The sequence below is a fragment of the Paenibacillus sp. B-A-8 genome (assembly GCF_048572915.1).
Lineage (GTDB): Bacteria > Bacillota > Bacilli > Paenibacillales > Paenibacillaceae > Paenibacillus_AQ.
In genome coordinates this window covers 6,253,238-6,274,708 of sequence record NZ_CP183882.1, presented here as the reverse complement: position 1 = coordinate 6,274,708, position 21,471 = coordinate 6,253,238, and the positions used below count along the sequence as shown (strand labels likewise).

At 44.6% G+C, this 21,471-nt stretch carries 36 protein-coding genes; all 36 read left to right on the top strand.

Annotated elements, in window-relative coordinates:
- The first annotated feature begins 101 nt into the window (after positions 1–101).
- The 36 genes from ACN6MV_RS28475 to ACN6MV_RS28300 all read left to right on the top strand — a co-directional run bounded on the left by ACN6MV_RS28475 (position 102) and on the right by ACN6MV_RS28300 (position 21,448).
- A complete protein-coding gene (locus ACN6MV_RS28475) occupies positions 102–353 on the top strand; it encodes a ribosomal L7Ae/L30e/S12e/Gadd45 family protein (protein WP_042131229.1) in 252 nt (83 codons plus the stop codon).
- Positions 354–486: 133 nt separating this feature from the next.
- Positions 487–906: a 30S ribosomal protein S12 gene (gene rpsL / locus ACN6MV_RS28470; RefSeq protein ID WP_036680518.1), complete on the top strand. Its 420-nt coding sequence runs from the start codon at positions 487–489 to the stop codon at positions 904–906.
- A gap of 44 nt (positions 907–950) precedes the next feature.
- Positions 951–1,421 (top strand): 30S ribosomal protein S7, encoded by a 471-nt coding sequence (gene rpsG / locus ACN6MV_RS28465; RefSeq protein ID WP_036680520.1) that lies wholly within the window; start codon positions 951–953, stop codon positions 1,419–1,421.
- Positions 1,422–1,468: 47 nt separating this feature from the next.
- Positions 1,469–3,547, top strand: a complete 2,079-nt coding sequence (fusA, locus tag ACN6MV_RS28460; RefSeq protein ID WP_042131228.1) for an elongation factor G — start codon at positions 1,469–1,471, stop codon at positions 3,545–3,547.
- 109 nt (positions 3,548–3,656) lie between these two features.
- Complete coding sequence (gene tuf / locus ACN6MV_RS28455) at positions 3,657–4,847, top strand: elongation factor Tu (RefSeq protein WP_042131227.1); 1,191 nt, start codon at positions 3,657–3,659, stop codon at positions 4,845–4,847.
- 256 nt (positions 4,848–5,103) lie between these two features.
- A complete protein-coding gene (locus tag ACN6MV_RS28450) occupies positions 5,104–6,453 on the top strand; it encodes a protoglobin domain-containing protein (protein ID WP_419885327.1) in 1,350 nt (449 codons plus the stop codon).
- 226 nt (positions 6,454–6,679) lie between these two features.
- The gene (gene rpsJ, locus ACN6MV_RS28445; protein ID WP_017692074.1) at positions 6,680–6,988 is read left to right on the top strand and encodes a 30S ribosomal protein S10; all 309 of its coding nucleotides are present in this window, start codon (positions 6,680–6,682) and stop codon (positions 6,986–6,988) included.
- Between the two features lie 41 nt (positions 6,989–7,029).
- Positions 7,030–7,653, top strand: coding sequence for a 50S ribosomal protein L3 (gene rplC / locus ACN6MV_RS28440; RefSeq protein ID WP_036680532.1), 624 nt, complete (start codon positions 7,030–7,032; stop codon positions 7,651–7,653).
- A gap of 25 nt (positions 7,654–7,678) precedes the next feature.
- A complete protein-coding gene (rplD, locus tag ACN6MV_RS28435; protein WP_036680536.1) occupies positions 7,679–8,302 on the top strand; it encodes a 50S ribosomal protein L4 in 624 nt (207 codons plus the stop codon).
- Positions 8,302–8,595 (top strand): 50S ribosomal protein L23, encoded by a 294-nt coding sequence (rplW, locus tag ACN6MV_RS28430; protein ID WP_036680537.1) that lies wholly within the window; start codon positions 8,302–8,304, stop codon positions 8,593–8,595. The genes rplD and rplW overlap by 1 nt, the downstream gene beginning before the upstream one ends.
- A gap of 27 nt (positions 8,596–8,622) precedes the next feature.
- Complete coding sequence (gene rplB, locus ACN6MV_RS28425) at positions 8,623–9,453, top strand: 50S ribosomal protein L2 (RefSeq protein ID WP_042131225.1); 831 nt, start codon at positions 8,623–8,625, stop codon at positions 9,451–9,453.
- A gap of 76 nt (positions 9,454–9,529) precedes the next feature.
- Positions 9,530–9,808: a 30S ribosomal protein S19 gene (gene rpsS, locus ACN6MV_RS28420; protein WP_036652940.1), complete on the top strand. Its 279-nt coding sequence runs from the start codon at positions 9,530–9,532 to the stop codon at positions 9,806–9,808.
- A gap of 33 nt (positions 9,809–9,841) precedes the next feature.
- A complete protein-coding gene (gene rplV, locus ACN6MV_RS28415) occupies positions 9,842–10,174 on the top strand; it encodes a 50S ribosomal protein L22 (protein ID WP_036680546.1) in 333 nt (110 codons plus the stop codon).
- Between the two features lie 13 nt (positions 10,175–10,187).
- Entirely contained in the window at positions 10,188–10,853 is a 666-nt protein-coding gene (rpsC, locus tag ACN6MV_RS28410) for a 30S ribosomal protein S3 (RefSeq protein WP_038573452.1), read from the top strand.
- Positions 10,854–10,855: 2 nt separating this feature from the next.
- Positions 10,856–11,290 carry a 50S ribosomal protein L16 gene (gene rplP, locus ACN6MV_RS28405; RefSeq protein WP_042131224.1) on the top strand — a complete coding sequence of 145 codons (435 nt, stop codon included), beginning with the start codon at positions 10,856–10,858 and terminating at the stop codon, positions 11,288–11,290.
- Positions 11,280–11,477: a 50S ribosomal protein L29 gene (rpmC, locus tag ACN6MV_RS28400; protein ID WP_019908232.1), complete on the top strand. Its 198-nt coding sequence runs from the start codon at positions 11,280–11,282 to the stop codon at positions 11,475–11,477. The genes rplP and rpmC overlap by 11 nt, the downstream gene beginning before the upstream one ends.
- A gap of 43 nt (positions 11,478–11,520) precedes the next feature.
- Complete coding sequence (gene rpsQ / locus ACN6MV_RS28395; protein ID WP_042131223.1) at positions 11,521–11,787, top strand: 30S ribosomal protein S17; 267 nt, start codon at positions 11,521–11,523, stop codon at positions 11,785–11,787.
- Between the two features lie 38 nt (positions 11,788–11,825).
- Entirely contained in the window at positions 11,826–12,194 is a 369-nt protein-coding gene (gene rplN, locus ACN6MV_RS28390) for a 50S ribosomal protein L14 (protein WP_036680556.1), read from the top strand.
- 49 nt (positions 12,195–12,243) lie between these two features.
- Entirely contained in the window at positions 12,244–12,597 is a 354-nt protein-coding gene (rplX, locus tag ACN6MV_RS28385) for a 50S ribosomal protein L24 (RefSeq protein WP_076099615.1), read from the top strand.
- A gap of 31 nt (positions 12,598–12,628) precedes the next feature.
- Positions 12,629–13,171, top strand: coding sequence for a 50S ribosomal protein L5 (gene rplE / locus ACN6MV_RS28380; RefSeq protein ID WP_042131222.1), 543 nt, complete (start codon positions 12,629–12,631; stop codon positions 13,169–13,171).
- Between the two features lie 49 nt (positions 13,172–13,220).
- Positions 13,221–13,406, top strand: coding sequence for a type Z 30S ribosomal protein S14 (locus ACN6MV_RS28375; protein WP_013312154.1), 186 nt, complete (start codon positions 13,221–13,223; stop codon positions 13,404–13,406).
- Positions 13,407–13,438: 32 nt separating this feature from the next.
- Entirely contained in the window at positions 13,439–13,837 is a 399-nt protein-coding gene (rpsH, locus tag ACN6MV_RS28370) for a 30S ribosomal protein S8 (RefSeq protein WP_036680560.1), read from the top strand.
- A 30-nt stretch (positions 13,838–13,867) separates the two neighbouring features.
- On the top strand, positions 13,868–14,410 hold the full coding sequence (rplF, locus tag ACN6MV_RS28365; RefSeq protein WP_042131221.1) for a 50S ribosomal protein L6: 543 nt from the start codon (positions 13,868–13,870) through the stop codon (positions 14,408–14,410).
- A gap of 84 nt (positions 14,411–14,494) precedes the next feature.
- Positions 14,495–14,863, top strand: coding sequence for a 50S ribosomal protein L18 (gene rplR / locus ACN6MV_RS28360; RefSeq protein WP_042131220.1), 369 nt, complete (start codon positions 14,495–14,497; stop codon positions 14,861–14,863).
- Between the two features lie 27 nt (positions 14,864–14,890).
- On the top strand, positions 14,891–15,388 hold the full coding sequence (rpsE, locus tag ACN6MV_RS28355; protein WP_036652980.1) for a 30S ribosomal protein S5: 498 nt from the start codon (positions 14,891–14,893) through the stop codon (positions 15,386–15,388).
- Between the two features lie 14 nt (positions 15,389–15,402).
- Positions 15,403–15,588 carry a 50S ribosomal protein L30 gene (rpmD, locus tag ACN6MV_RS28350; RefSeq protein WP_036680567.1) on the top strand — a complete coding sequence of 62 codons (186 nt, stop codon included), beginning with the start codon at positions 15,403–15,405 and terminating at the stop codon, positions 15,586–15,588.
- A 40-nt stretch (positions 15,589–15,628) separates the two neighbouring features.
- Positions 15,629–16,069, top strand: coding sequence for a 50S ribosomal protein L15 (gene rplO, locus ACN6MV_RS28345; protein ID WP_042131219.1), 441 nt, complete (start codon positions 15,629–15,631; stop codon positions 16,067–16,069).
- Entirely contained in the window at positions 16,069–17,367 is a 1,299-nt protein-coding gene (secY, locus tag ACN6MV_RS28340; RefSeq protein WP_042131218.1) for a preprotein translocase subunit SecY, read from the top strand. Before rplO ends, secY begins: the two co-directional genes overlap by 1 nt.
- Before the next feature lie 96 nt (positions 17,368–17,463).
- A complete protein-coding gene (locus ACN6MV_RS28335; RefSeq protein ID WP_419885326.1) occupies positions 17,464–18,108 on the top strand; it encodes an adenylate kinase in 645 nt (214 codons plus the stop codon).
- Between the two features lie 4 nt (positions 18,109–18,112).
- On the top strand, positions 18,113–18,865 hold the full coding sequence (map, locus tag ACN6MV_RS28330; protein WP_042131216.1) for a type I methionyl aminopeptidase: 753 nt from the start codon (positions 18,113–18,115) through the stop codon (positions 18,863–18,865).
- A gap of 11 nt (positions 18,866–18,876) precedes the next feature.
- On the top strand, positions 18,877–19,185 hold the full coding sequence (locus ACN6MV_RS28325) for a KOW domain-containing RNA-binding protein (RefSeq protein ID WP_042131215.1): 309 nt from the start codon (positions 18,877–18,879) through the stop codon (positions 19,183–19,185).
- A 2-nt stretch (positions 19,186–19,187) separates the two neighbouring features.
- The gene (infA, locus tag ACN6MV_RS28320; RefSeq protein WP_036652996.1) at positions 19,188–19,403 is read left to right on the top strand and encodes a translation initiation factor IF-1; all 216 of its coding nucleotides are present in this window, start codon (positions 19,188–19,190) and stop codon (positions 19,401–19,403) included.
- 53 nt (positions 19,404–19,456) lie between these two features.
- On the top strand, positions 19,457–19,570 hold the full coding sequence (gene rpmJ, locus ACN6MV_RS28315) for a 50S ribosomal protein L36 (protein ID WP_003322638.1): 114 nt from the start codon (positions 19,457–19,459) through the stop codon (positions 19,568–19,570).
- A gap of 19 nt (positions 19,571–19,589) precedes the next feature.
- Positions 19,590–19,958, top strand: a complete 369-nt coding sequence (gene rpsM, locus ACN6MV_RS28310) for a 30S ribosomal protein S13 (protein ID WP_036680583.1) — start codon at positions 19,590–19,592, stop codon at positions 19,956–19,958.
- 19 nt (positions 19,959–19,977) lie between these two features.
- On the top strand, positions 19,978–20,373 hold the full coding sequence (gene rpsK / locus ACN6MV_RS28305) for a 30S ribosomal protein S11 (RefSeq protein WP_019908251.1): 396 nt from the start codon (positions 19,978–19,980) through the stop codon (positions 20,371–20,373).
- A gap of 130 nt (positions 20,374–20,503) precedes the next feature.
- The gene (locus tag ACN6MV_RS28300; protein WP_036680585.1) at positions 20,504–21,448 is read left to right on the top strand and encodes a DNA-directed RNA polymerase subunit alpha; all 945 of its coding nucleotides are present in this window, start codon (positions 20,504–20,506) and stop codon (positions 21,446–21,448) included.
- The last annotated feature ends 23 nt before the right edge of the window (positions 21,449–21,471 follow it).

The following is a 21,471-nucleotide window of genomic DNA, read 5'->3' as shown; positions in this document are numbered from 1 at the left end:
AAAAATTATTGCTGAATTTCTTGACACCATCTATTGATAATGCTAAAATGTCTAAGGTGCGTGAGTAGCCATGTTATCCTTGTTCATTGGAGGTAATGATTATGACTGATGATAGAGGACTACAGGATGCTCAGGTCAAGATCGGTACCAAACAAACCGTCAAGGCGGTAGAGTTGGGCCAAGCCGCAGAAGTCTATGTGGCAGAGGACGGAGATCAAAGGCTTACTTCCAGGATAGTTATGCTTTGTAACAAACAAGGTGTTAAGATCACATATGTGGATACGATGCTGAATTTGGGCAAGGCCTGCGGAATAGAAGTTGGCGCTGCGATGGCAGCCGTCTTAAAACAATAGCTACGGAAATGTTTTTGTACTGGAGTAAACTCCAGCGGCAAGAACTTTTCATTTGTCTTTTTATGAACCGCCTGGGTCTGTGGGCTTAGAGTTCTTAAATCGGCTATCATTTCAGGAAGGGGGTGGCAACAACATGCCAACAATTAACCAATTGGTTCGTAAAGGCCGTCAAGCCAAAATCGAAAAATCTAAATCTCCCGCTCTTCAAAAAGGGTATAACGCCCTCAAGCGTGAGGCTACAAATTTGAGCGCTCCGCAAAAACGCGGTGTGTGCACTCGTGTTGGTACAATGACTCCACGTAAACCAAACTCAGCGCTTCGTAAATATGCCCGTGTTCGTTTGACGAACCGTCTCGAGGTAACAGCTTATATCCCGGGTATCGGACATAACTTACAAGAGCACAGTGTTGTATTACTTCGCGGAGGTAAAGTAAAGGACCTTGCAGGGGTTCGTTACCATATCGTTCGTGGTGCATTGGATACAGCAGGTGTAGCTAACCGGATGCAAGCTCGTTCTAAGTACGGTGCTAAACGTCCTAAGGCTAAGAAATAAGAAAAAGTACTAGAATAATAAACATTTAAGAAAGGGGGATATCCATGCCACGCAAAGGTCCAGTTACTAAGAGAGACGTATTGCCAGATCCGTTGTATAATAGCAAGTTGGTTACTCGTTTGATTAACCGCATTATGCTGGGTGGTAAAAGAGGTGTCGCTCAAAGCATTCTGTACAATTCATTCAAGTTGATTGAAGAACGTACGGGTAAAGATCCGATGGAAGTTTTCGAAGCTGCCATCAAGAATATCATGCCGGTTTTGGAAGTCAAAGCTCGTCGTGTCGGTGGTGCTAACTATCAAGTACCTATCGAGGTTAAACCAGAGAGACGTACTGCTCTGGGATTACGTTGGCTCGTAAACTACTCTCGCAACCGCGGTGAGAAAACGATGGAAGAGCGTTTGGCGGCTGAGATCATCGACGCTTCCAACAACACAGGCGCTTCTGTTAAGAAACGCGAAGATACACACAAAATGGCTGAAGCAAACAAAGCGTTCGCTCACTACCGTTGGTAGGATTAAGGTCATTCAAATAACTTATATTTTGAAGGGAGATCCATTTCATGGCTAGAGAGTTCTCCTTAAAAAATACACGTAACATCGGGATCATGGCGCATATTGATGCTGGTAAAACAACTACCACAGAGCGGATTCTTTTCTATACAGGCCGTACGCACAAAATCGGTGAAGTTCACGAGGGTGCTGCTACAATGGACTGGATGGAGCAAGAACAAGAGCGCGGAATCACGATTACGTCCGCTGCTACCACTGCTGCGTGGAAAGGTCACCGCATCAATATCATTGATACCCCAGGACACGTTGACTTCACTGTTGAAGTTGAACGTTCCCTGCGTGTATTGGATGGGGCAGTAGGTGTATTTAGTGCAAAAGAGGGCGTTGAACCTCAGTCTGAAACCGTATGGAGACAGGCTGACCGTTATAACGTTCCACGTATTGCATATGTGAACAAAATGGACATTATCGGTGCGGATTTCCTTAACGTAATCGAAACTATGCGTGATCGTCTTCAAGCCAATGCAGTTGCTATTCAATTGCCAATTGGTGCTGAAAGTGATTTCACTGGTATTATCGACCTTGTTGAGCAAAAAGCACACATGTTTAGAGATGATCTAGGCCAAAACATCGAAGTAACGGATATTCCGGAAGAATATTTGGCCAAAGTTGAGGAGCTGCGTCTCGAGTTGATCGAGAAAGTTGCTGAACTTGATGAAGATCTGACTATGAAGTACCTGGAAGGCGAAGAAATTACAGTTCCGGAAATTAAAGCTGCACTGCGCAAAGGCGTAGTTGAAGTTAAATTGTTCCCTGTAATTGTTGGATCCTCCTACCGTAACAAAGGAATTCAGCTTATGCTGGATGCAGTTGTTGATTACTTGCCATCTCCTCTTGACGTTCCAGCTATCACTGGACATCTTGATGATGGAACTGAAGCAGTTCGTCATTCTTCGGATGAAGAACCGTTTGCAGCTTTGGCATTTAAAATCATGACTGACCCTTATGTAGGTAAACTTACGTTCTTCCGTGTATACTCTGGTATTCTAGAGTCCGGATCTTACGTAGTTAACGCTACTAAGAACAAGCGTGAACGTATTGGTCGTATTCTTCAAATGCATGCTAACAGCCGTCAAGAGATTTCCATCGTGTATTCTGGCGACATCGCTGCAGCAGTTGGTTTGAAAGACACCAGTACAGGTGATACACTGTGTGATGAGAAGCATCCAGTAATTCTGGAATCAATGAACTTCCCTGATCCGGTTATCGAAATCGCTGTTGAACCAAAAACAAAAGCTGACCAAGATAAATTGGGCGTTGCTCTCGGTAAATTGACTGAAGAGGATCCAACTCTTCGTGCTCATACTGATGAAGAAACAGGCCAAACTATCCTGGCTGGTATGGGTGAACTTCACTTGGACATCATCATCGACCGTATGCGTCGTGAGTTCAAAGTAGAAACCAATGTGGGTAAACCACAGGTTGCTTACCGCGAAACGTTCAAGGCACCTGCTCGCGTCGAAGGTAAATTTGTACGCCAATCTGGTGGTCGTGGTCAATACGGTCACGTATGGGTTGAATTTGAACCCCTCGAGCCAGGTACTGGTAGCAAATTCGAAAGTAAGGTTGTTGGTGGCTCGGTTCCTAGAGAGTACATCGCTCCTGCACTTGCGGGTATCGAAGAACAAATGAAAAACGGCGTACTTGCAGGCTTCCCGCTTGTAGACGTTAAAGCTACCATCGTTGATGGTTCTTACCATGATGTCGATTCCAACGAAATGGCATTTAAAATTGCCGGCTCGATGGCACTTAAAGCAGCTAAAGACAAGTGTAAACCTGTCCTGCTTGAGCCAATCATGAAAGTAGAAGTAACTGTTCCTGAGGAATATATGGGTGATGTTATGGGTATGCTGAACTCCCGCCGTGGCCGTATCGAAGGTATGGATTCCCGTGGTGGAGCGCAAATTATCCGTGCTAAGGTGCCTCTTTCCGAAATGTTCGGATACTCTACAACTCTACGTTCTGGTACTCAAGGACGTGGCGTATTCTCAATGGAGCTTTCTCACTATGAAGAAGTTCCTAAATCCATTGCGGAAGAGATCGCTGCTAAGAACAAAGGCGTAGAATAATTACTAGTTTTAACTTGCCGTCCGGGTATAAACACTCAGTCATCTAAGATAAACATATAGGCGGACGGCTCAAATATAAGGAACCCCACATTAAGGAGGAACTGTTCAAATGGCAAAGGCAAAGTTTGAACGTAACAAACCGCACGTTAACATCGGTACTATTGGTCACGTCGACCATGGTAAAACGACTCTGACTGCTGCAATCACTACTGTATTGTCCAAAACTTACGGTGGCGCAGCTATCGCATTCGATCAAATCGACAAAGCTCCTGAAGAGCGCGAACGTGGTATCACAATCTCCACTTCCCACGTTGAATATGAAACTCCTAACCGTCACTACGCTCACGTAGACTGCCCTGGTCACGCCGACTATGTTAAAAACATGATCACTGGCGCAGCGCAAATGGACGGAGCTATCCTGGTTGTATCCGCAGCTGATGGCCCTATGCCACAAACTCGCGAGCACATCCTGTTGTCCCGTCAAGTAGGTGTTCCATACATCGTTGTTTTCTTGAACAAATGCGACATGGTTGAAGACGAAGAGTTGTTGGAATTGGTTGAAATGGAAGTTCGTGACTTGCTGAGCGAGTATGACTTCCCAGGCGACGACACTCCAATCATTCGTGGTTCTGCTCGTGAAGCTCTTCAAAACCCAGATGGTGAATATGCTAAGAAGATTGTTGAAATGTTCGAAACAATCGACGAGTACATTCCACTTCCAGAGCGTCAAACTGACAAACCATTCTTGATGCCTGTCGAAGATGTATTCTCCATCACTGGCCGCGGTACTGTGGCAACTGGTCGCGTAGAACGCGGAACAGTTAAAGTCGGAGAAGAAATCGAAATCGTTGGTATTCACGAAGAAACTAAGAAATCCGTAGTTACGGGCGTAGAAATGTTCCGTAAATTGCTGGATTCCGCTCAAGCGGGCGACAACATCGGAGCTTTGCTTCGTGGTGTAGACCGTACTATGATCGAGCGTGGCCAAGTATTGGCTAAACCGAACTCTGTTAAACCACACACTGAGTTCACTGCTCAAATCTACGTTTTGACTAAAGAAGAAGGCGGACGTCACAAACCATTCTTCACTGGTTACCGTCCACAGTTCTACTTCCGTACAACTGACGTAACTGGCATCATCAACTTGCCAGAAGGTACTGAAATGGTTATGCCTGGTGATAACATCACTGTAACTGTTGCTTTGATCTCCCCTATCGCTATTGAAGAAGGTACTAAATTCTCCATTCGCGAAGGTGGCCGTACAGTTGGAGCAGGTAGCGTAGCTTCCATCCAAAAATAAATTAGATTCTATCTGCGGGTAGACTCTGAATCATAGTGCCCCGGATTCTTCTTGCGGAGAATCCGGGGCTTTTTGTGTTCAGAAAATCATAATTTATTTTTCGACATTTAATGATAAATAAAACGTATTAATATGAGTTGTTTCTACATAATTCGTCAAAATACATCAATCAATTGTTTACAATTATACTAATCATAGAGTAAAATGAAGGAGGATTAATAATGTAAAAATATAGGAATTAAGGGAGAGTGGTAATATGGGGAAATGTCCTTTTTCCTTCATGCATGCGCTAACTGCACGTAATAACAATGTGGATTCTCCTGCCTCTCATTCCTTAGATATCAAGGATCAGAGCAAGCCTACTGAGTTTTTATTTCATACTATTGAAGGTCATGGCGAGCTCAATGAACAAATGAAGATGATTGATCTAACTGAATCAGATTTGAATTTATTGCGTAGGGTGAAGCCTATTGTTGAACAGAATATAGACTACATTACTGATCAATTTTACAATTCGGTGTTAGGTGTTAATAAGCTTGAGGCCATAATTTTGAAGCATAGCAGCATCGAGAGATTGAAAACAACGCTCCGAGAGCATATCATTGAAATTTTTGATGGCAAAGTTGATGATGAATACATAGCAAAGCGCTTGAAGATTGCTAATATTCATAAAAGGGTCGGACTTGAGCCGAAATGGTACTTATCCGCTTTTCAAAATCTTCAGAACGTATTTATACAAGTTATCTATAAAGAAACCAATGATGACAAAGCACGCCTACAAGTAGTTCAGACTGTGACTAAGCTGCTAAACCTCGAGCAACAACTTGTTTTAGAGGAATACGAGAAAGAGAACGTCAAAGAAAAAGAACAACAGTACTTATTGGTTAAAAATGAATTAAAGCAGAAAATTGCTGAATTTAGCAGCGAATTAATAGATTTTAGCATCGATACAAATGCCGCTGTGAAGCAGCTGGTAGCCAGTAGTAATGAAGTAAGTAGAACATTCCAACGTACAGCTAGATCCTCTGTAGAGTCACAGGGGCTGGCTACAGATGGACATGAACATTTGGATAGCTTAACAGGACAGATTAACCTTATTTATCAAAGCACTAGTGAGATGGAACACTCCATTTATGAATTAAGCAATTCCTCTAAACAAATACAAAAAATCGTAAACTCAGTGAAAGATATAGCTGATCAAACTAAAATCCTTTCTCTTAATGCAACAATAGAAGCTGCTAGAGCCGGAGAGCACGGTAGAGGGTTTAGTGTAGTTGCCCAAGAAGTTAGTCGGTTGGCAGAAGATACGAAGAATACTGTAATTCAGATCGTGGAGCTAACTAATAAATCGGGCAGTCTCACACAACAGGTTGTTGATGAGATACGTAAGGTGCAAGAGCTAACCAAAAGTGGAAAGCATCAATCTCTTGAGACTAGTCTTTTGTTTTCCGATATTGTAGAGGCGATGAGTAGTAGCACACAGGAGATAGTTGTAGTAGAAGAAGAAATAAGGACATTGATTCAGACTATAGAAGGAATTGGTTCAGCAACAGCGCAAACAGCGGAGTCAGCTGAGTTTTTCAAGTCTGTAACTGAGAATCTCTAACCTATATAATAGAAACAAAACAACATATGAAAAAAATATGCGTTGTTTTGTTATTTTAGCTTGCAATACTGCCGCCTATTATATATAATAATAAATGTTGTTCTGAGACGTTGCGATGATGTGAGAGGTTACTGACACACCCGGCCCCTTTGCCATGGGGACGAGGTCAGAAAATTTTCACGGAGTATGTCCGATACCAAATTGGGCGATAGAAGGAGGGACTAAAATGGCAAAGCAAAAAATTCGTATTCGCTTGAAAGCATACGACCACAGAATTCTTGATCAATCCGCTGAGAAGATTGTTGAAACAGCAAAACGTTCGGGTGCAGGTGTATCCGGGCCGATTCCGTTACCAACTGAGAAGCAAATCATTACTATTCTCCGTGCGGTACACAAGTACAAGGATTCCCGTGAACAGTTTGAGCAACGGACTCACAAACGTTTGATCGATATTGTGAACCCAACACCACAAACTGTGGATGCCTTGATGCGCTTGGATCTACCGTCCGGTGTAGATATCGAAATCAAATTGTAATTCATTTTTAGCAACTTAGGAAAAGAAAAGAGGTGTCAACATTGAAAGGTATCTTAGGAAAAAAACTCGGTATGACTCAAGTGTTTACTCCAGAAGGTAACGTAATTCCTGTTACTGTTATCGAAGCAGGACCTTGTGTAGTACTGCAAAAGAAAGACCTGAATATCGACGGATATGAAGCAGTGCAATTGGGCTTTTCTGATAAAAAAGAAAAACGCTCCAATAAGCCTGAACAGGGTCACGCCAAAAAGGCAAATGCAACACCTAAGCGCTACGTTCGTGAAATTCGCGGTGTTGACCTCGGGTCTCTCGAGGTTGGACAAGAACTGAAAGCTGATATTTTTGCTGAGGGCGAATTTGTTGACGTAACTGGCACATCTAAAGGTAAAGGTTTCCAAGGTAACATCAAACGTTGGGGACAAAGCCGCGGACCAATGGCACACGGATCGCGTTACCACAGAAGACCAGGTTCCATGGGTTCTATCCAAGCTAACCGTGTTCCTAAGGGCAAACGCCTTCCAGGACATATGGGTCACACGACTATTACGGTTCAAAAGCTTGAAATTATCAAGGTTGATGTTGAACGTAACGTATTGCTGGTAAAAGGCGCTATCCCAGGTCCTAAAAACAGCTTCGTGAAAGTTAAACAAACCGTTAAGAAATAATTACTGAAGAAAGGAGGAACATGAAATGCCAAAAGTAACACTTTTTAATATTAGTGGCAACGAAGTTGGTGAAGTGGAACTGAGCGATACAGTATTCGGTATTGAACCGAATGAGCACGTTCTACATGAAGCTGCGCTTATGCAAAGAGCTTCCCTGCGTCGTGGTACACACAAAGTAAAAGGACGTTCTGAAGTTCGTGGCGGTGGACGTAAACCTTGGAAACAAAAAGGTACAGGTCGCGCTCGTCAAGGCTCCATTCGTTCTCCACAATGGAAAGGCGGCGGCGTTGTCTTCGGACCAACACCACGTAGCTATTCCTGGAAACTGCCTAAGAAGGTTCGTCGTTTGGCCATCAAATCCGCTTTGTCCTCGAAAGTACTCGAGAATGACATTATCGTATTGGATAGCTTGACAATGAATGCTCCGAAGACGAAAGAATTCGCAGCAATCTTGAACAACCTGAAAGTAGATCGTAAAGCGTTGATCGTAGCAACTAGCTATGATGATAACGTAGCGCTTTCCGCTCGTAACATCCCTGGGGTGAAATTCGTAGCGGCTGACGGCATTAATGTTCTTGACGTACTAACGTACGACAAACTGATCATCACTAAAGAAGCAGTTCTGAAGGTAGAGGAGGTGTTCGCGTAATGAAAGATCCTCGTGATATTATCAAACGTCCGGTGATTACGGAACGTACTTCCGACTACATGAGCGAAATGAAATACGCTTTTGAAGTGGATATCCGTGCTAACAAAACCGAAATCAAAAAAGCTGTCGAGGCTATTTTCAAAGTAAAAGTAACTAATGTGAACACAATGCGCGTACCTGGCAAATTGAAACGTTATGGTAAATATTCTGGTTACACTCCAGAGTGGAAAAAAGCCATCGTTAAGCTTAGCCCGGACAGCAAACCGCTTGAATTCTTTGAAGCGGTAGAATAATACTCTTAAAGTAAGGAGGAAACTATAGTGCCAATCAAAAAGTACAAACCGACCTCTCCGGCAAGACGACACATGTCTGTGTCTACGTTTGAAGAAATCACAACAAACCAGCCAGAGAAATCGTTGCTTTCTCCGCTGTTCAAACATGCGGGACGCAACAACCAAGGTAAAATTACGGTTCGTCACCATGGCGGCGGACACAAACGTAAATACCGTATTATTGACTTCAAACGTACTAAAGACGGCATACCAGGTAGCGTTGCTACAATCGAGTATGACCCGAACCGTACATCTAATATTGCTTTGATCCACTATGCTGATGGAGAGAAACGTTATATCATCGCTCCTAAAGGCCTAAAAGTTGGGGATAAAGTAGAGTCCGGCCCAACAGCCGACATCAAAATTGGTAACACACTTGCACTGGAAAACATTCCAGTGGGTACAGTTATCCACAACATCGAGTTGAAACCAGGTAAAGGCGGACAATTGGTTCGTGCTGCTGGTACAGAAGCTCAATTGCTTGGTAAAGAAGAAAAATACTGTTCCGTTCGTTTGTCATCCGGTGAGGTTCGCAAGATCCTTAGCGTATGCCGTGCAACTATCGGTTCCGTAGGTAACGAAGATCACGAATTGATCAAAATCGGTAAAGCTGGACGTAGTCGCTGGCTGGGCCGTCGCCCTGAAGTTCGCGGTGTAGTAATGAACCCTAACGATCACCCACACGGTGGTGGTGAAGGCCGCGCTCCAATCGGACGTAAATCGCCTATGTCTCCATGGGGCAAACCAACCCTTGGTTACAAAACGCGTAAGAAAAACAAGGCATCTGATAAATATATCGTTCGCCGCCGCACTAAATAAGACGCTTCTGGCAAGTTAATAAAGCGCGAAGCGTCGATTCGCGGTTTGAAGAACCGGATGAAGGGAGGATTCACACATGGGTCGCAGTTTAAAGAAGGGGCCGTTTATCGATGGCTACCTGCTTAAAAAAGTTGAGGAACTGAACGAGGCTGAGAAAAAGGTTGTAGTTAAAACTTGGTCCCGTCGCTCAACCATTTTCCCTCAGTTTATCGGACATACGTTTGGTGTATATGACGGCCGTAAACACGTGCCTGTATACGTAACAGAAGATATGGTAGGTCACAAGTTGGGCGAGTTCGCGCCAACACGTACTTACAAAGGCCACGCGGGTGACGATAAGAAAACAAGAAGATAATAATAAGGTCTCTGTTTGAAAGGAGGTTAAACAATGGAAGCAAAAGCACATGCAAGATCGGTGCGGATTTCCGCTCGTAAAGCGAAACTGGTTGTTGACTTGATTCGTGGTAAGCAAGTGGGGGAAGCAATTGCAATTCTTCGCCACACTCCGAAATCCGCTTCTCCGGTCGTTGAGAAGTTGCTTAATTCGGCAATTGCGAATGCTGAGCATAACTATTCTTTGGACGTGAACAGTTTGTTCGTTAGCGAGGTTTTCGTTAACCAAGGACCTACTATGAAACGTTTCCGTCCGCGCGCCATGGGCCGCGCAAGTCGGATCAATAAACGCACGAGCCACATTACACTGGTGGTATCTGAGAAATAAGGAGGGATAACACGTGGGTCAAAAGGTAAATCCAATCGGACTCCGAATCGGTATTATTCGCGATTGGGAATCTAAATGGTATGCAGGAAAAGATTTCGGTACTCTTCTGATGGAAGACGTCAAAATCCGGGAATACCTTAAAGGTAAGTTGAAGGATTCCGCTGTTTCCCATATCGAGATCGAAAGAGCGGCTAGCCGAGTGAACGTTACAATTCATACTGCTAAACCAGGTATGGTTATTGGTAAGGGCGGAGCAGAAGTAGAAGTACTTCGCAGCGCAGTTACAGCAATCGCTGGTGGCAAAAAAGTACACATCAATATCAATGAAATCAAGCACCCTGAATTGGATGCAATTCTTGTAGCTGAGAGCATTGCTCAACAATTGGAACGTCGTGTATCGTTCCGTCGTGCACTCAAACAAGCGATTCAAAGAACTATGCGTTCTGGCGCAAAAGGGATTAAAACTCAAGTAGGCGGACGTCTTGGCGGAGCCGAGATCGCTCGTTCAGAAGGTTATAGCGAAGGAACAGTTCCACTTCATACGCTTCGTGCCGATATCGATTACGGAACGGCTGAAGCACATACAACTTACGGTCTTATCGGCGTAAAAGTATGGATCTACCGTGGAGAAGTTCTTCCCCCAGCTAAGAAACAAGCTGCTCAGGAAGGAGGCAACTAATCATGTTGGTACCAAAACGCGTAAAACACCGCAAGCAACAACGCGGACACATGAAGGGTATGGCAAAAGGCGGTACTGAATTGAACTTCGGCGAATTCGGCCTAGTTGCAATGGAACCGTCTTGGATCACTAACCGTCAGATCGAAGCTGCTCGTATCGCGATGACACGTTATATCAAACGTGGCGGTCAAGTTTGGATCAAGATTTTCCCAGATAAGCCTATTACTCAAAAGCCTCTCGAGGTTCGTATGGGTAGTGGTAAAGGTAACGTTGAGAAATGGGTAGCCGTAGTTAAACCGGGCAAGATTATGTTCGAACTCGGAGGCGTGTCGGAAGAAATCGCTCGTGAAGCGATGCGTCTTGCCGCTCACAAGCTGCCTGTTAAGACTAAGTTTGTGAAACGTGAAGAATTGGGTGGTGAAGCAAATGAAAGCTAATGAACTTCGCAACTTAACCACTGCTGAGATTGAACAAAAGATCGCTGGATTCAAAGAGGAACTTTTTAATCTCCGTTTTCAATTGGCAACAGGCCAACTGGACAACCCGACTCGGATTCGTGACGTGCGTAAGGAAATAGCTCGTGCTAAAACCGTGATCCATCAAAGAGTGCTTGGGATTAGTTAAGTGAGACGGATCTCAGATCCGTATTCAGGAAGGAGGCTAACTAATGAGCGAAGAACGTAATGCACGTAAAGTGCTAATCGGTAAAGTGGTCAGTGATAAAATGGATAAAACCATCGTAGTCGCTGTTGAAACCTATAAGAAACACAACTTGTACCACAAACGCATCAAGTCTACGAAGAAATTCAAAGCACATGATGAGGAAAACGTTGCGAAAATTGGCGATACCGTAAAAGTCATGGAAACTCGTCCGTTGTCCAAGGACAAACGTTGGAGACTAGTTGAAGTGGTTGAAAAAGCGGTTATCATCTAAGATAATCAAAAGAGTTTTTCCGGAAGGAGGAAATTATAATGATTCAACCATTTACACGTTTGCATGTGGCTGACAACTCTGGTGCGAAGGAACTGATGTGTATCCGCGTACTGGGTGGTACTGGACGCCGTACAGCAGCAATCGGTGATTTGATCGTTTGTTCCGTAAAACAAGCAACACCAGGCGGCGTTGTCAAAAAAGGTGATGTTGTTAGAGCGGTAGTTGTTCGTACGAAACGTTCCGTTCGTCGTAAAGATGGATCTTACATCGCATTCGACGAAAATGCAGCTGTTGTTGTTAAAGACGACAGAAGCCCTCGTGGAACACGTATCTTTGGACCAGTTGCTCGCGAACTTCGCGATAAAGACTACATGAAGATCGTTTCCTTGGCACCGGAAGTAATCTAATAAACACGAGCACCAATAAGTTGAAGGTTAGTTATAGGAGGTGTAATAAATGCCTAGAGTGAAAAAAGTTCTGGAATCCCATAACAATAAACTGCACGTGAAGAAAGATGATGTGGTGCTTGTGATTAGTGGTAAAGACAAAGGCAAAAAAGGCCGTGTCATCGCTGCTTATCCTCGTGAAAACCGCGTTCTGGTAGAAGGCGTCAATATGGTGAAGAAACACCAAAAGCCGAACCAGCTGAATCCACAGGGTGGAATTATTGAGCAGGAAGCTTCGATTCATGTGTCCAACGTAATGCACATCGATCCGAAGACCGGCAAAGTAACACGTATCGGTTACAAAGTATTGGACAACGGTAAAAAAGTTCGGATTGCAAAAAGATCCGGAGAGATTATCGACTAATCTAGCCCTTAAGAAAGGAGGTTAAATCTTCATGGCAGCAAGAATGAAAGAACGTTATCTCAATGAAATAACACCTGCTTTGATGCAGAAGTTTAACTATACAACTGTTATGCAAGTGCCTAAGATCGAGAAGGTTGTCATCAACATGGGTGTGGGTGACGCTGTTCAAAACTCCAAAGTACTTGATGCTGCAGTTAATGACATGCAGTTGATCGCTGGTCAAAAACCAGTAATCACTAAAGCTAAAAAATCCATCGCTGGTTTCAAACTACGCGAAAATATGCCGATTGGGGTTAAAGTAACACTACGCGGTGAGCGTATGTATTACTTCTTGGACAAATTGTTCAACGTAACGCTTCCACGCGTACGTGACTTCCGTGGTGTTTCCACTAAAGCCTTTGACGGCCGTGGTAACTACACACTTGGTCTTAAAGAACAATTGATCTTCCCGGAGATCGAATATGACAAAGTGGATAAAGTCCGCGGTATGGACATCGTTATTGTAACTACTGCTAAGACGGACGAGGAATCCCGCGAGCTGCTGGGTCAGCTGGGAATGCCTTTCGCAAAATAAAGTCGGTTAATCCATTTTCTCCGAAAATGTTTAGGAGGTGTCAGGCTAAGTGGCAAAAACTTCGATGAAAGTTAAACAACAACGTACGCCTAAGTTTAAAGTACGTGCATATACACGTTGCGAACGTTGTGGTCGTCCACATTCGGTACTGCAAAAGTTCAAAATTTGCAGAATTTGTTTCCGTGAATTAGCTTATAAAGGCCAGATCCCTGGCGTGAAAAAAGCAAGTTGGTAAGAAGTTTATAAACGGGAAGGAGGTTTACACACATGACTATGTCTGATCCTATTGCAGATATGCTTACTCGTATTCGTAACGCTAACATTGTGCGTCACGAAACGGTAGAAATGCCTGCTTCTACTATGAAGAAACAAATCGCTGACATTTTGAAGCGTGAAGGTTTCATCCGCGATGCGGAATTCGTTGAAGATAGCAAACAAGGGATTATCCGTATCTTCTTGAAATACGGCCCTAACCAAGAGCGTGTTATTTCTGGTTTGAAAAGAATCAGTAAACCAGGCCTTCGCGTATACACGAAGAGCAATGAAGTGCCTCGTGTACTCGGTGGTCTTGGAATCGCGATTATCTCCACATCTAAGGGAGTTATGACCGACAAAGAAGCTCGTCAATCAAAATCTGGCGGAGAAGTTGTCTGCTACATTTGGTAATAAACGTCACAAGATAAGGAGGTGCAACACATGTCTCGTATTGGTCGTAAACCAATCGCAGTACCTAGCGGTGTAGATGTCACTTTGGACAACGCCGTTATTACAGTAAAAGGTCCAAAAGGTTCTTTGACTCGTGAGCTTCATAAAGACATGAAGGTTACAGTTGAAAATAACGAAATTACCGTTGTTCGTCCGTCGGATAACAAATTGCATCGTTCACTTCACGGCACAACCCGCTCCGTTGTCAGCAACATGGTAGCAGGCGTGACTGAAGGTTTCTCGAAATCTCTGGAATTGGTTGGGGTCGGATATCGTGCAAGCAAATCCGGAGATAAAATCGTTCTGAACGTTGGTTACTCACATCCGGTTGAAATTACACCGGAAGCAGGTATCGAGTTCGAAGTTCCTGCGAACACGAAGATCATCGTTAAAGGTATCGATAAAGAACGCGTTGGCGCATACGCTGCTAAAATTCGTTCCGTTCGTGAACCAGAACCGTATAAAGGTAAAGGTATCAAATATGAAGGCGAGCGTATCATCCGCAAAGAAGGTAAAGCTGGTAAGAAGAAATAACCAGTTTAAACTTAATTGTAAGATACCCCGTGCATCTTAAAGTGAAGCTGTTTACGGCAAACTGAAGGGAGTGAAAGGGAAGTCATGATTACAAAAGAAGATAAAAACAAGGCTCGTCTCAAAAGACACCTGCGTGTTCGTAAGAAGATCCAGGGTACTACTGAGCGTCCACGTTTGAACGTGTTCCGTTCTTCGAAACACATCTACGCTCAACTGATCGATGATGTTAAAGGGGTTACTATCGTATCCGCTTCTACTCTTGATAAAGAATTGAGTGCTAATATCGGTAATGGCGGCAGCGTTGAAGCTGCAGCAAAAGTTGGCCAATTGGTCGCTGAGCGCGCTAAAGAAAAAGGCTATGCAGTGGTCGTATTCGACCGCGGAGGTTACTTGTACCATGGACGGATTCAAGCATTGGCTGACGCAGCTCGTGAAGCTGGTCTTGAATTCTAGAATAATTCTTAAAAGGAGGTTAACGACTTGCGTGTAGATCCGAACAGTTTAGAACTGACAGAAAGAGTTGTACACATTAACCGTGTAGCAAAAGTTGTAAAAGGCGGACGCCGTTTCAGCTTTAGTGCACTCGTTGTTGTGGGCGATGGCAATGGCTACGTCGGTGCTGGTATCGGTAAAGCCGGCGAAGTTCCGGATGCCATCCGTAAAGGCATTGAAGACGCCAAGAAAAACCTGATTCACATTCCAATCGTAGGAACTTCGATTCCCCATCTCGTTACTGGCCACTTCGGCGCAGGACGTGTGTTGCTGAAACCAGCATCAGAGGGTACTGGCGTTATCGCTGGCGGTCCAGTTCGTGCAGTATTGGAATTGGCAGGCGTTGGCGACATTTTGACAAAATCACTGGGTTCTTCGAATTCCATGAATATGGTCAATGCAACTTTGGAGGGACTATCCCGTCTGAAACGCATTGAAGAGGTCGCGAAACTTCGCGGCAAATCTGTCGAAGAATTGCGCGGTTAAGGAGGGGAACGTCAATGGCAAAATTGCAAATTACCCTCGTACGTAGTGTAATCGGACGTCCAGAAACACAACGTGTTACTGTTAAGACGCTCGGCCTACGTAAACTCAACACGACAGTGGTTCACAATGACAGTCCTGCAATTCGCGGAATGATCAATAAAGTGAGTCACTTGCTATCTGTAACTGAAATTGAAGGCTAAACGCCTCGCATAAATTAACAAACATAAGGAGGTGCAAACGATGAAGTTACATGAACTTGCTCCGGCTCCTGGTTCACGAAAAGAACGCAATCGCGTTGGTCGTGGTCCAAGTAGCGGAAATGGTAAAACTTCCGGTCGCGGTCACAAAGGTCAAAACTCACGTTCTGGCGGTGGTGTTCGTCCGGGCTTCGAGGGTGGACAAAATCCACTCTATCGTCGTCTGCCTAAACGTGGTTTCATTAATCCTACCCGTAAAGAGTACGCGATTGTGAACCTTGAAGATCTGAATAGCTTTGCAGAAGGAACTGAAGTGACTCCGCAGTTGTTGCTTGAAACTGGTGTTGTCAAGAATTCCAAAAGCGGCATTAAGATTCTCGGCAATGGTGAGTTAACCGTTAAATTGACTGTACAAGCAAATAAGTTCTCTCAATCTGCGGTAGAGAAAATCGAGGCTGCCGGCGGTAAAACCGAGGTGATCTAATGTTCAAGACGCTTAAGAATATCTGGCATGTGGAAGATTTGCGCAAAAAGATCCTGTTTACCTTGTTCATTCTGATTATCTACCGTATCGGTTCGTTTGTACCGGTTCCTGGTGTGAACAAAGATGTACTGGAAACAGCAAATCAGAGCGGTGACGCTTTGATGGGACTTTTGAACACCTTCTCGGGCGGAGCGCTCAAAAACTTCTCGATATTTGCGATCAGTATTTATCCGTACATTACAGCATCCATCATTGTGCAATTGCTGTCGATGGATGTTGTTCCTAAGTTTGCTGAATGGGCTAAACAAGGGGAGCACGGTAAAAAACAACTGGCGCAAATCACTCGTTATGGTACTGTGATTTTGGCCCTGATCCAAGGTTTTGCTACGTCGATAGGGTTTAACCGGATTTATGGAACTCAAATGATGCCGAATGCGACATTTGCTGACTACTTACTGGTTGCCATTATCTTGACGGCTGGTACTTCTTTCCTGATGTGGCTTGGTGAACAGATTACCGAAAAGGGAATCGGGAACGGGATTTCGATCCTGATTTTTGCGGGAATCGTCGCCGCTATCCCGGGATATATCACGAGTACGGCTAACTCAAGCTTTATTCAGCCGGATCAAGTGTTCCTGAATATTCTTAAAGTCGTTATTGTGCTGATTGTGATTGTAGCGATTATTACAGCAGTTATCTTCGTACAGCAAGGTATTCGGAAGATTCCTGTTCAATACGCTAAACGCGTAGTCGGCAACAAGATGTACGGTGGACAGAATACGCACATTCCGCTGAAAATTAATGCGGCTGGTGTAATTCCGGTTATCTTCGCCGTATCACTGCTTCAGTTCCCAGTTGTTCTCTCCAGTTTCTGGTCAACACATGCCTGGGCTCAATGGATTGCTAAGTATTTGGCAACTGATGCACCACTTGGTATGCTTCTGTATGTAGTGATGATCATCGGGTTCACGTTCTTCTATACGTTCGTGCAGATGAATCCTCAACAGATGGCTGATAACATGAAGAAGAATGGTGGTTACATTCCAGGTATCCGTCCTGGTAAAGCTACTGAGAAGTATTTGACTAGAGTAATGTCTCGTCTGACTATGTCCGGCGCATTGTTCCTGGCTTTGATCTCTGTATTGCCGATGTTCTTCGGTGCTTTATCTGGATTGCCTAAAGAAGTTCGAATTGGCGGTACTTCACTGCTAATCGTAATCGGTGTGGCATTGGATACTATGAAGCAGATCGAGAGCCAATTGATCAAACGCCATTACAAAGGCTTCATCAATAAATAGGCGATAGGTTCCGGTGAAGCTTAAGATTTTATTCTTCCCGGCACCTATTGTGCTGTTTCTTGCTTGGTGGCGAACTTTTGGGGGGAGAGAGAAATCGTGAACATATTATTCATGGGCCCTCCTGGGGCAGGCAAGGGAACACAAGCAGCTGAAATCATTAAAGAATTTGGAATTCCTCATATATCGACAGGAGACGCTTTCCGTTTGGCTATCAAACAAGAGACTCCAGTTGGATTGAAGGCCAAATCCTTTATTGATCAAGGTTTGCTTGTACCAGATGATGTGACCATTGGCATAGTTGAAGAACGGCTTCAGCAGTCCGATTGCGAAAAAGGATTTCTATTGGATGGTTTTCCAAGAACTCTTTCGCAAGCGGAAGCGCTGGATGAAATTCTTAGCCGTTTGAACACTTCTTTGGATCATGTCATCAACTTGAATGTTGACCGTGGACTACTGATGGCACGTCTTACTGGACGTCGCATTTGTACAGTTTGCGGAGCATCCTACCATTTAATCTTCAACCCGCCGAAGCAAGATGGCATTTGCGACATTGATGGCGGTGAATTGTATCAACGTCCGGATGACAACGAAGAAAGTGTAGGCAAGCGTCTGGATGAGTATGATAATAAGACAGCGCCGCTGCTTGCGTTTTATGATAATAAAGGTCTTTTGCGTCAGGTAAATGGAGAAAACGAAATCAATGTCGTTTCTTCTGAAATCGCATCTTTATTGCGGGGTTAATGTAATGATCATTTGTAAATCCGAACAGGAACTTGCCTTTATGAGGGAAGCTGGTCGTATTGTTGCCGAGAGTCACCGTCTAATTGCTGAAGCCATTGAGCCTGGCATTACAACGGGGGAGCTCGACAGAATCGCCGATCAATACATTCGCAGTCAAGGTGCTGTGCCGTCTTTCAAAGGCTACAACGGTTTTCCTGCCAGCATTTGCGCTTCAGTCAACGAACAATTAGTGCATGGATTTCCAGGTAAACGCAAACTGATCGAAGGCGATATAGTAACGCTGGATATCGGTGCAGAATACCGCGGTTATCACGGTGATTCCGCCTGGACCTACGGTGTGGGCAGCATTTCCGAAGAAGCTCAGCGTTTGCTGGACGTTACGGAAGGCTCCTTGTACGCGGGACTGGCGTTAGTCAAGCCGGATGTGCGCTTGTTTACAATCTCCCATGCTATTCAACAATACATCGAAGAGGCTGGTTTCTCAGTCGTACGCGAGTATGTTGGTCATGGCATTGGGGCAAAACTGCATGAAGAACCGCAAATTCCGAATTATGGCATAGCGGACCGCGGACCACGTCTGAAACCGGGTATGGTACTCGCGATTGAGCCGATGGTAAACGTAGGGAAGAGACATGTCAGAACGCTGGAAGATAACTGGACTGTCGTTACGGTTGATGGCTCACTATGTGCCCACTTTGAGCATACAGTAGCAGTTACTCCGGACGGCATGGAAATTTTCACAAAACTGAATGCGTAGGTGATCTCCTCTTGAATACTGTGAGCAGCCCGCAGGTTGGTCAATTAGTGAGAATTCTCAAAGGCAAAGATGCCGGAGAGGCAGCCGTTGTTATCGCAGTTGTTGATAGCAGATTTGTATACATTGCAGATGGAGACAAACGTAAGTTTGATGGGCCAAAGAAGAAGAATATTCTTCATCTTGAGCTCATACCCTTCATCAGCAGTGAGGTTGTGAACAGTTTGGAAGAAACTGGCCGGGTAACAAACGGAAAGCTGCGTTACGCAGTCATGAAGTATGCTGGACCCACCGGAATAAGTGCTGATGAGAAAGGAGACTAACTGTGGCTAAGGAAGATGTCATTGAAGTAGAAGGTACTGTCCTTGAACCGTTGCCAAATGCAACGTTTAAGGTTGAGCTTGAGAACGGTCATCAAATACTTGCCCATGTATCCGGTAAACTGCGGATGCACTTTATCCGTATTTTGACCGGAGACAAAGTGGTCGTGCAGTTATCGCCTTATGATTTATCAAAAGGTCGTATAACTTACCGTAAATAGATGGGAACTACGAAAAAAGTTTTGCTTCGCAAAACTTTGAGGAGGTAATTAACATGAAGGTAAGACCTTCTGTAAAGCCCATTTGCGAGAAATGTAAAGTAATCCGCCGCAAAGGGACTGTTATGGTGATTTGCGAAAATCCGAAACACAAACAAAAACAAGGTTAAGAAGGGGGTGTAGCGTAAAATGGCTCGTATAGCTGGAGTGGATTTGCCACGTGACAAACGCGTTGAGATCGCCTTGACTTATATTTTCGGAATCGGTAAAACGACTTCTCAGAAAATTCTTAATGAAACAGGCATTAGCGCTAATACACGTGTCCGTGATTTGACGGAAGATGAAGTCAGCAAACTGCGTGAAACGATCGACAAAACGGTTAAGGTTGAAGGTGACCTGCGTCGTGAAATTTCCTTGAATATTAAACGTCTAACTGAGATCGGCTGTTACCGCGGTGTTCGTCACCGTCGTGGATTGCCTGTTCGCGGTCAACGTACTAAAACCAATGCCCGTACCCGGAAAGGCCCGCGTCGTACGGTAGCAAACAAGAAGAAATAATAAGGGGGGATAAGAGACAATGGCTAAACCGAAAAAAGTCGTACGTACTAAACGTCGCGACCGTAAAAATATCGAATCCGGCGTGGCACATATTCGTTCCACGTTCAACAACACCATCGTTACCATCACAGATCCACACGGAAATGCAATTTCCTGGGCAAGCTCCGGCGGCCAAGGATTTAAAGGTTCCCGTAAGTCGACTCCATTCGCAGCGCAAATGGCAGCTGAATCAGCAGCTAAAGCAGCTATGGAGCACGGCATGAAATCGGTTGAGGTTATGGTTAAAGGACCGGGCGCGGGCCGCGAAGCAGCCATCCGTTCCCTTCAAGCTGCAGGGCTTGAAGTTAACCTTATTAAAGACGTAACTCCGGTTCCTCACAATGGATGCCGTCCGCCGAAACGTCGTCGCGTATAGTGAAATCAGTATTGTAAATGTGGTATAATTCTGACGCATCTGCTAATAATAGGTGTTTAGGCATACTACATGATGCACCTGATGGGGTGACAGTTTCATATAGGAGCGACGTTGAAGGAGGGGTAAACTCGTGATAGAAATCGAAAAGCCGAAGATTGAGACCGTAGAAGCTAATGATGAAGGTACCTATGGGAAATTCGTAGTTGAACCGTTGGAACGTGGGTATGGCACGACTCTGGGGAATTCACTTCGCCGGATATTGCTTTCTTCGCTTCCAGGAGCCGCAGTGACTTCGGTCCAAATTGACGGCGTTCTGCATGAGTTCTCGACCGTTCCAGGCGTAATGGAAGATGTGACGGAGATCATTCTAAACCTTAAAGCCTTGTCCTTGAAGATTCATTCAGACGAGGAAAAAGTGTTTGAGATTGATGCCGAAGGGGAAGGCATCGTTACCGCAGGTGATATCCGTGCGGACAGCGATGTTGAGATCCTGAATCCGGATCTTCACATTGCAACGCTGGGACCTGGTGCGAGACTTCACATGCGTATTTTTGCAGGCCGTGGTCGCGGCTACGTCCAAGCGGACCGGAACAAACGCGACGATCAGCCAATTGGCGTTATCCCGGTTGACTCCATCTACACTCCTATTTCACGCGTTAACTACGGCATAGACAATACACGTGTTGGTCAAGTGACTAACTACGACAAATTGACGCTTGAAATTTGGACAGATGGCAGTATTAGACCGGAAGAGGCTGTAAGCCTCGGAGCCAAAATTTTGAACGAGCACCTCGTACTGTTCGTAGGTCTTACGGACGAAGCGAAAGACGCCGAAATTATGGTTGAAAAAGAAGAAGACAAAAAAGAAAAAGTGCTTGAGATGACAATCGAAGAGCTTGATCTTTCTGTCCGCTCCTACAACTGCCTCAAACGTGCTGGTATTAATACCGTACAAGAGCTTACCACGAAGACTGAAGAAGATATGATGAAGGTGCGTAACCTTGGTCGTAAATCTTTGGAAGAAGTTCAGGAGAAGCTTGAGGAACTTGGTTTGGGACTCCGTACAGAAGAATAGCTACAGATTGCTACAGTAAAGGA

What these genes read in the sequence shown, in the direction of transcription:
- ACN6MV_RS28475 (WP_042131229.1), top strand. Translation starts at nt 102, where the DNA reads ATGACTGATGATAGAGGACTACAGGATGCTCAGGTCAAGATCGGTACC.
- rpsL (WP_036680518.1), top strand. Translation starts at nt 487, where the DNA reads ATGCCAACAATTAACCAATTGGTTCGTAAAGGCCGTCAAGCCAAAATC.
- rpsG (WP_036680520.1), top strand. Translation starts at nt 951, where the DNA reads ATGCCACGCAAAGGTCCAGTTACTAAGAGAGACGTATTGCCAGATCCG.
- fusA (WP_042131228.1), top strand. Translation starts at nt 1,469, where the DNA reads ATGGCTAGAGAGTTCTCCTTAAAAAATACACGTAACATCGGGATCATG.
- tuf (WP_042131227.1), top strand. Translation starts at nt 3,657, where the DNA reads ATGGCAAAGGCAAAGTTTGAACGTAACAAACCGCACGTTAACATCGGT.
- ACN6MV_RS28450 (WP_419885327.1), top strand. Translation starts at nt 5,104, where the DNA reads ATGGGGAAATGTCCTTTTTCCTTCATGCATGCGCTAACTGCACGTAAT.
- rpsJ (WP_017692074.1), top strand. Translation starts at nt 6,680, where the DNA reads ATGGCAAAGCAAAAAATTCGTATTCGCTTGAAAGCATACGACCACAGA.
- rplD (WP_036680536.1), top strand. Translation starts at nt 7,679, where the DNA reads ATGCCAAAAGTAACACTTTTTAATATTAGTGGCAACGAAGTTGGTGAA.
- rplW (WP_036680537.1), top strand. Translation starts at nt 8,302, where the DNA reads ATGAAAGATCCTCGTGATATTATCAAACGTCCGGTGATTACGGAACGT.
- rpsS (WP_036652940.1), top strand. Translation starts at nt 9,530, where the DNA reads ATGGGTCGCAGTTTAAAGAAGGGGCCGTTTATCGATGGCTACCTGCTT.
- rplV (WP_036680546.1), top strand. Translation starts at nt 9,842, where the DNA reads ATGGAAGCAAAAGCACATGCAAGATCGGTGCGGATTTCCGCTCGTAAA.
- rplP (WP_042131224.1), top strand. Translation starts at nt 10,856, where the DNA reads ATGTTGGTACCAAAACGCGTAAAACACCGCAAGCAACAACGCGGACAC.
- rpmC (WP_019908232.1), top strand. Translation starts at nt 11,280, where the DNA reads ATGAAAGCTAATGAACTTCGCAACTTAACCACTGCTGAGATTGAACAA.
- rpsQ (WP_042131223.1), top strand. Translation starts at nt 11,521, where the DNA reads ATGAGCGAAGAACGTAATGCACGTAAAGTGCTAATCGGTAAAGTGGTC.
- rplN (WP_036680556.1), top strand. Translation starts at nt 11,826, where the DNA reads ATGATTCAACCATTTACACGTTTGCATGTGGCTGACAACTCTGGTGCG.
- rplX (WP_076099615.1), top strand. Translation starts at nt 12,244, where the DNA reads ATGCCTAGAGTGAAAAAAGTTCTGGAATCCCATAACAATAAACTGCAC.
- rplE (WP_042131222.1), top strand. Translation starts at nt 12,629, where the DNA reads ATGGCAGCAAGAATGAAAGAACGTTATCTCAATGAAATAACACCTGCT.
- rpsH (WP_036680560.1), top strand. Translation starts at nt 13,439, where the DNA reads ATGACTATGTCTGATCCTATTGCAGATATGCTTACTCGTATTCGTAAC.
- rplF (WP_042131221.1), top strand. Translation starts at nt 13,868, where the DNA reads ATGTCTCGTATTGGTCGTAAACCAATCGCAGTACCTAGCGGTGTAGAT.
- rplR (WP_042131220.1), top strand. Translation starts at nt 14,495, where the DNA reads ATGATTACAAAAGAAGATAAAAACAAGGCTCGTCTCAAAAGACACCTG.
- rpmD (WP_036680567.1), top strand. Translation starts at nt 15,403, where the DNA reads ATGGCAAAATTGCAAATTACCCTCGTACGTAGTGTAATCGGACGTCCA.
- rplO (WP_042131219.1), top strand. Translation starts at nt 15,629, where the DNA reads ATGAAGTTACATGAACTTGCTCCGGCTCCTGGTTCACGAAAAGAACGC.
- secY (WP_042131218.1), top strand. Translation starts at nt 16,069, where the DNA reads ATGTTCAAGACGCTTAAGAATATCTGGCATGTGGAAGATTTGCGCAAA.
- map (WP_042131216.1), top strand. Translation starts at nt 18,113, where the DNA reads ATGATCATTTGTAAATCCGAACAGGAACTTGCCTTTATGAGGGAAGCT.
- rpmJ (WP_003322638.1), top strand. Translation starts at nt 19,457, where the DNA reads ATGAAGGTAAGACCTTCTGTAAAGCCCATTTGCGAGAAATGTAAAGTA.
- rpsM (WP_036680583.1), top strand. Translation starts at nt 19,590, where the DNA reads ATGGCTCGTATAGCTGGAGTGGATTTGCCACGTGACAAACGCGTTGAG.
- rpsK (WP_019908251.1), top strand. Translation starts at nt 19,978, where the DNA reads ATGGCTAAACCGAAAAAAGTCGTACGTACTAAACGTCGCGACCGTAAA.